7 protein-coding genes and 1 tRNA gene are annotated in these 6906 nt (G+C 44.3%); 7 read left to right on the forward strand and 1 reads right to left on the reverse strand.

Annotation, left to right across the window (positions count from 1 at the left end; genetic code table 11):
* Positions 1–245 precede the first annotated feature (245 nt).
* Positions 246–1037: a Uma2 family endonuclease gene (locus tag AC805_RS09460; protein ID WP_055075201.1), complete on the forward strand. Its 792-nt coding sequence runs from the start codon at positions 246–248 to the stop codon at positions 1035–1037.
* 57 nt (positions 1038–1094) lie between these two features.
* On the opposite strand, the gene AC805_RS09465 is transcribed toward AC805_RS09460, so the two are convergent.
* A complete protein-coding gene (locus AC805_RS09465) occupies positions 1095–1601 on the reverse strand; it encodes a GNAT family N-acetyltransferase (RefSeq protein ID WP_369122827.1) in 507 nt (168 codons plus the stop codon).
* Between the two features lie 353 nt (positions 1602–1954).
* Here AC805_RS09465 and petB point away from each other — a divergent pair, with 353 nt between their 5' ends.
* From petB to AC805_RS09495, 6 genes are all read left to right on the forward strand, one after another.
* Positions 1955–2602: a cytochrome b6 gene (gene petB / locus AC805_RS09470; RefSeq protein WP_009627561.1), complete on the forward strand. Its 648-nt coding sequence runs from the start codon at positions 1955–1957 to the stop codon at positions 2600–2602.
* Between the two features lie 97 nt (positions 2603–2699).
* On the forward strand, positions 2700–3185 hold the full coding sequence (gene petD / locus AC805_RS09475) for a cytochrome b6-f complex subunit IV (protein WP_009627562.1): 486 nt from the start codon (positions 2700–2702) through the stop codon (positions 3183–3185).
* A 303-nt stretch (positions 3186–3488) separates the two neighbouring features.
* The gene (locus AC805_RS09480; protein ID WP_009627563.1) at positions 3489–4082 is read left to right on the forward strand and encodes a LexA family transcriptional regulator; all 594 of its coding nucleotides are present in this window, start codon (positions 3489–3491) and stop codon (positions 4080–4082) included.
* A 357-nt stretch (positions 4083–4439) separates the two neighbouring features.
* Positions 4440–4970 carry a hypothetical protein gene (locus tag AC805_RS09485; protein ID WP_156341365.1) on the forward strand — a complete coding sequence of 177 codons (531 nt, stop codon included), beginning with the start codon at positions 4440–4442 and terminating at the stop codon, positions 4968–4970.
* Between the two features lie 269 nt (positions 4971–5239).
* On the forward strand, positions 5240–6538 hold the full coding sequence (locus tag AC805_RS09490) for a TldD/PmbA family protein (protein ID WP_055075204.1): 1299 nt from the start codon (positions 5240–5242) through the stop codon (positions 6536–6538).
* Between the two features lie 169 nt (positions 6539–6707).
* Positions 6708–6781 (forward strand) — tRNA-Arg (locus AC805_RS09495).
* The last annotated feature ends 125 nt before the right edge of the window (positions 6782–6906 follow it).

The following is a 6906-nucleotide window of genomic DNA, read 5'->3' on the forward strand; positions in this document are numbered from 1 at the left end:
TATAGTTGTTTTAAATAACTTGTAGACGGGCTTCGACTTCGCTCAGCCCTCGGTGTAAGCTAGCTGAGCGAAGTCGAAGCTGTAGTTTTTATTTGAATTATCTATATCAAAACATACTGAATTATTCCTTAGTTAAAAATCCAAAAAGTACTCATCTAGTTCATTGCAGCATCAGTCCTACCTAATGCTGCAATAATTCAGGTTTGCTATAATCACGAACAATCAACACCACGCTTGAATAAGCTATGGTCAACCTCACCTACAGCAAGAACCGCATTCTTCCAACCGCCGAAGAATTGCCATCCTCAGACGAAACACCAGTGGATAACCAGTTACAAAATGACATTCCCAATCTCCTGCTGAGTTTGTTAGCTGATATTTGGGCAGATCGCGATGATTGGTACTTCGGTGTGGATATGGCGGTTTATTACAATCCAGACGAACCAGCGATCGTCCCTGATGGCTTTTTAGCGATCGGCGTTAAGCACGATACGGGCGAACGAGGACGCTTGAGTTATGTGCTATGGGCAGAAGAGAATATTATGCCGATCCTTTCTTTAGAAGTTGTTTCTGAACGTTATAACAGCGAATATGAAGATAAGTTAGCCGATTATCAAGCATTAGGAGTTTTGTATTATGCAATTTACAACCCTTTCAGTGGTCGTAGAGGACGGTTTAAGCATAGACAAAGATTGGAGGTTTATCGACTGATTGCAGGGAAATACGAACTTTTACCAACAGAGAATCATCAGGTTTGGTTGCCAGAAATTGGATTAGCGCTTGGTTATGAAAAGGGAGAGCATATCGCTTGGTATCGGGAATGGCTCTATTGGTACGATCCTTCGGGCAATCGCTATCTGACCGCCAACGAAAAATTGGCTAATGCTGAAGCGATCGCTAATCAAGAAAGGCTAATTGCTAATCAAGAGAGACTTGCCAAACAAAAGGCGGAGGAGTTACAGCTTCAGACCGAACAAAAAGCCCAACGACTTATGGAAAAGCTCAGAGAGATGGGTATTAACCCTGAAGAAATGTAATTTGTGGCAATTCTGGGCTAATTCAAAGGGTTAAATACAATGGGTTTCGATGAAACTTTAAGTGCGGCGGCGCGATCGCGGACGGTTGCGCTCGGCTTTATCCCGTTCGTAATTAATCAATCTACCGTAATATTCATGTTTGGCGAGATTTAGCGACAGGAAAACATGCTCTCTGGCATTACCGAAACCTTTGCGAGTAAAGAAATTAATGGCGGGGGTATTGGCGGGGTCGGTATCAACGAGCATAAACCTGACGTTATCCTCGATCATCCGCTCCACGATCTTATCGACAAGGCGATCGGCAATCCCCTTGCGCTGAAAGTTGGGGCTAATCCCTAACCAAGTGATATAGCCATATTTCCATGAAGCCTTAATAATAATTGTGCCGAGAATAAACCCTGCTAGTTGATCGTCAACTTCGGCAACCAAGCAATATTCGGAGTCCGTATTGTACATACCGATTACCTCCCATTCGTCCCATGTTCGATAGAGGTATGGATAGAGATCGCTAGTAAATAATTGCTCGCCTAAGTGAAAAATTGGAGCGATATCATCGATATTCATCTCGCGGATAATGGCGCTATGGCTTTCGGGGCGATCGCTTTCTTTATCCGTGGATTTATCTGGTAAATCGTTCATAGTCATAATTTTTTTATGGTTAGAGTGTAATTTGGTAACTTCATCAAAGGATCGGCAAACCCAAACCCCTTAAACAAGTATTTGTAAACAAGTATTTGCTTTATTTGCTTAGAGTTAGCGCTTAAAGCTCGATAAGCACTGTAGAAATCTGATATAAGTTTTTAAAGCCTGTTAAAAAACTATGTTTAGCTTTGCTTACATCTGTCAAAAGCATTAAAATATATTACAGCTATCAAAAAATTGTTAACTAGTTCAGCAATCTTGGGTTTTTCAATTACATGAGTAAAGTTTACGATTGGTTTAACGATCGCCTTGAAGTCGGGGCGCTTGCAGAAGACGTTACGAGTAAGTACGTTCCTCCTCACGTTAATATTTTTTACTGTCTTGGCGGCATCACCCTCACTTGCTTCCTGATTCAGTTTGCGACAGGCTTCGCGATGACCTTTTACTACAAGCCATCCGTAACGGAAGCCTTTGAATCCGTCCGCTACATCATGACCGACGTTAACTTTGGTTGGTTAATCCGCTCGATTCACCGTTGGTCGGCAAGCATGATGGTTTTGATGATGATCTTGCACGTATTCCGCGTTTATTTGACTGGTGGTTTCAAAAAGCCCCGTGAATTAACATGGATCACTGGCGTAATCCTCGCCGTTATCACCGTTACCTTTGGCGTAACTGGCTATTCTCTACCTTGGGATCAGGTCGGCTACTGGGCGGTAAAGATCGTATCTGGCGTACCTGAAGCCATTCCTGTTGTCGGCGGAACTCTAGTAGAACTACTTCGTGGCGGTCAAAGCGTCGGACAAGCAACCCTTACTCGTTTCTACAGCTTGCATACATTTGTATTGCCTTGGTTGATTGCTGTGTTCATGCTTGCCCACTTCTTGATGATTCGTAAGCAAGGCATTTCTGGTCCCTTGTAAACCTTCGTTTGTAAGGTTTCTTGTATTTGCCTCTCTCCTACGATTTCCGTACTACATAATTTTAGAAAACCATTACTCCATAATATAGAGCAATAAAATGGCAAAGACTGAAAAGCTTCCCGATTTGAACGATCCAATTTTGCGGGCAAAGTTGGAAAAGAACATGGGTCACAATTATTATGGCGAACCAGCTTGGCCGAATGACCTTCTGTACATGTTCCCCGTAGTTATTACTGGCACGATCGCCTTGATTACTGGTTTGGCAGTGCTTGATCCGACGATGGTTGGCGAACCTGCTAATCCCTTTGCAACTCCATTGGAAATCCTCCCTGAGTGGTTCCTCTATCCTGCATTCCAAATTTTGCGGATCGTCCCTAACAAGCTTTTGGGTGTATTGCTCCAGAGCTTGATTCCTGTTGGTTTGATCCTCATTCCTTTCATTGAGAATGTAAACAAATTCCAAAATCCTTTCCGTCGTCCTGTCGCCATGGCAGTTTTCTTGTTTGGTACTGCTTTTACCCTATGGTTGGGTATTGGCTCCACAATGCCTATCGACAAGTCTTTGACCTTGGGCTTGTTCTAAACAACTAAAATGCTTCACAAAAGAGCAACGAGCATAGCTCGTTGCTCTTTTGTGGAATTATATCAAACCCAAAAGGGGGTTGCCGCGCGGAGCGCGGCAACCCCCTTTTGGGTTTGATGTCCTGATACAGCTTGACGGCAGCTATAAAAATAATCGCTAATTCTTGCAAATTATCTTTGTTAGCGTACGATATTCATATAATCGCATTCTTATATCTGTGGCGATAATTAAGGCGATCGCCTTAATAATAATCGTCATGATATGCGAGCCACTTATTAATTTAAATAGCGAGAGAGAAAGACTATGCCGCGTGGTGGGAAGCGTCAGGGTGCAGGCCGTCCTGTAGGTACTGGCAAATATAATGAAACGACTAAAGCTGTGCGCTTGCCAGTAAGTATTGCCGATGAGATTTTAGAAGCCTTGGCGAGAATTCCCCAAAACTTACAAAACCCCCAAAAGATAGAGCCATCAACTATTGTCGCGTCGATATTTTCGACCAATAGCGATACTAGATGCAGGATACCTCTTTATCTTAATCCAGTTGCCGCAGGCCTGCCCGCCCCGACTGAAGATTATATAGAGGGAAAAATCGACCTCAATCGCCATCTGGTGAAGCATCCAGAATCGACCTTTTTAGTGCGAGTTATCGGTGATTCGATGCTGGATGCGGGAATTCATCCCAGCGACTTGTTAGTGGTCGATCGCGCGATTGAACCCATTAGCGGCAAGGTCGTGATCGCAGTTGTGAATGGAGAGCTAACGGTAAAGCGCTTACGCAAGCATCGGAATAAACTGTGGTTAATGCCCGAAAATCCAAATTTTCAACCCATTGAAATCGATGAAAATGTTGATTTGCATATTTGGGGCGTGGTCACCAATGTGATTCATGCGCTCTAGGCATAGCTATAGTCAGGAAATCAAACCCAATAGAGAGTTAACTCTCTATTGGGTTTGATTTCCTGACTTAAGTGAATATATAGCTACCGCCAGTCTTATTAGGACAAAATTAAAACCCAAAATCATGTTGTCGCGCTCCGCGCGACAACATGATTTTGGGTTTTATGTCCTGATAAAGTTGGCGGTAGCCATAACATGCCATTAATGGGCAATGGATCAAGAGCTTGAGTCTGTAAGAATTAGTAAAATATTTGCCAAGCTATTTTTTGCCTGTTTTTGCATCTTTTTACCTATAAATGGGGGGTGACTTTTCTCTTTGATTATCGTACATTAATCAAAGAGTTTTTGGTCTCCTCTATGACGCGCTTTCCTGATTCATCTGCTCCTATCCTCAGTTTATCGGCTTCTAAGGCACGCTCTTTTGGCATTTCAGAAAATGTTGTCGGTCAAAACGAGTCTTCGGAATTCTTTACGGTTTGGCAAATGCTTTGTTCGCGCCTAGATGCTCATAAGGATAATTGGCAGGTGAGCTTTTCCTCGCCTGTAGCTGTATCGGACTACATCACCATGCGCTGTCTGCTGACTGTCGGTGGGATTACCCGCGAGGCAACGGGCAGTGACAAAGGCTGCTTGATTCAAGTGGGAGAGACTGCCATTGGTGTTCATGCCCCTGAACGGGCGATGCTCAATGCTTTTTGCAATGCCGCTCTTCATTTTGGGATCGTGCTACCTTTCAAACATCTTCGAGCCAAGAAGCCTCCAGATGATAACCATGACTTAGAGGCTGTGGTTAATATTCTTCGCAAGATGCAGCGCAAACAAAAAATGAAACGCGGTTTTACTGCTCTGGCTAATCTTGCTGGTTTAATGGGTCGCCATGCTACCTAAACCCAATTCAAAAAATGGCATTGCCATTTTTTGAATTGGTATTCACGTCAGTTCAGGTTAAGCTGGCAAATTTTTAAATCCCAAAAGTAAAAGCCTTGCTACGCAAGGCTTTTACTTTTGGGATTTGAGAAAGGGTTTGCTATGCAAACCCTTTCTCAAATCCCGAATAAAATCCCAGAAGAGAATGGTGGTGATTTGCGCCGCCATTCTATATCTGGAGGTTGTCGCTATTTGGTAGCATCTAGGTTGAGAAATCCTTAGCGATCGCCATGACCATTGACCCCGAACAATTATTAGAACTTGCCCTCAAATCAGGAGCGGAAGCTGCGGAAGTATATGTCTCGAATTCAGTTTCGCATCCTGTTTTTTTTGAGGCAAATCGCTTGAAACAGCTTGAAAGTATTGACTCTGAAGGGGTGGGGCTGCGAGTTTGGCAAGGGGGACGAGTGGGTTTAGCGATCGCCTATGGATTGGTCGAACCCTCTGACTTGGTCGCGCAAGCGATCGCTTTGAGTGGGTTGAACGAGCCTGAAGAGATCCGATTGCGGGAAACTACTGTTGCTGATTACCCCAAGCTCTATGGAAAAGAAATTAATGTCGAACAGATGGTTGATTGGGGGCGCGAGGCGATCGCGCAGGTATTGACAAGTTATCCTGAGGCAATTTGTAGTGCGGATTGGGATTGTAGTCGCGAGACGGTACGTATTCTGAATAGTCGGGGCTTGGACTGTGGTTACACTGATATTACGGTGGATGGCTCTCTGAGTGCGGAGTTGACGCGGGGCGATGATTTTCTCAATGTTTGGTATGGGCGATCGGAACGGGGAAATTTGTCGCCTCAGGCGATCGCCCAAAAGGTACGGCAATATTTAGACTGGGCGAAGAAGAATGCGCCTGCGCCATCGGGGAAGGTATCTGTGATCTTTACGAGCAAGGCTGCCGATCTGCTCTGGGGAATAGTGGCGATGGCGATGAGTGGCAGGCAGGTGCTGCAAAAAGCTACCCCTTGGCAAGATAAGGTCGGACAGCCAGTGATTGCTGATATCTTTAGCGTGACGCAACATCCCGATTTTGGGGTTTATAGCTCGCCCTTTGATGATGAAGGCACGCCAACTCAGGAAATTAAATGGATCGATCGCGGTATTTTACAGGGGTTTTATGGCGATCTCAAGACTTGCGATGAGTTAAATATTGCGGCTACGGGGAACGGTTTTCGCGGGGATTTAGGCAATTATCCCAGTCCTGGACTATTTAATTTAGCAATCTCCGCCAGTCAAACTATTCAAGGCGATATTTTAGAATTGGCGGCAACTTTAAAAAATGGGTTGATCGTCGATCAAGTTTTAGGTGACGATATGGACTTGTCGGGGGATTTTTCGATTAATGTCGATTTGGGCTATCGCGTTAAAAATGGCAAAATCATCGGCAGGGTGAAGGATACGATGCTGTCGGGAAATGCCTATACTGCACTCAATCAGGTGGTTGCCGTGGCTAGCGATCGCCAATGGCATGGTTCTTTGTATGTATCGGCAATGATTGTTGAGGGCTTATCGGTTACCAGTCATTGATACTCCTATTGATACTCATTTGGTATAAAGCCCAAGAGAGGATTGCTGCGCGGAGCGCAGCAATCCTCTCTTGGGCTTTAATATTTTTTACAGGTGCTTGCTATAATGTCTATGTTGCTTTTTGAGCTTTTTTAAAGTTACTTTTTAAAAGCGATCTTGTAACGTTTTTGGGGCTGTGGCTCAGTTGGATAGAGCAAGCGCCTCCTAAGCGCTAGGTCATCGGTTCGATCCCGATCAGTCCCGTCACTAAAACGGCGGCAATTTCAAGCTAAACCCTGAAATTGCCGCCGTTTTAGTTATGTAAGAAAAAGCTTAGAAATTACATAAAACACCTCTTTTTTTGTCAAACAATGGTCACCTTTTAGGTC

Source organism: Pseudanabaena sp. 'Roaring Creek' (assembly GCF_001402795.1).
GTDB lineage: Bacteria > Cyanobacteriota > Cyanobacteriia > Pseudanabaenales > Pseudanabaenaceae > Pseudanabaena.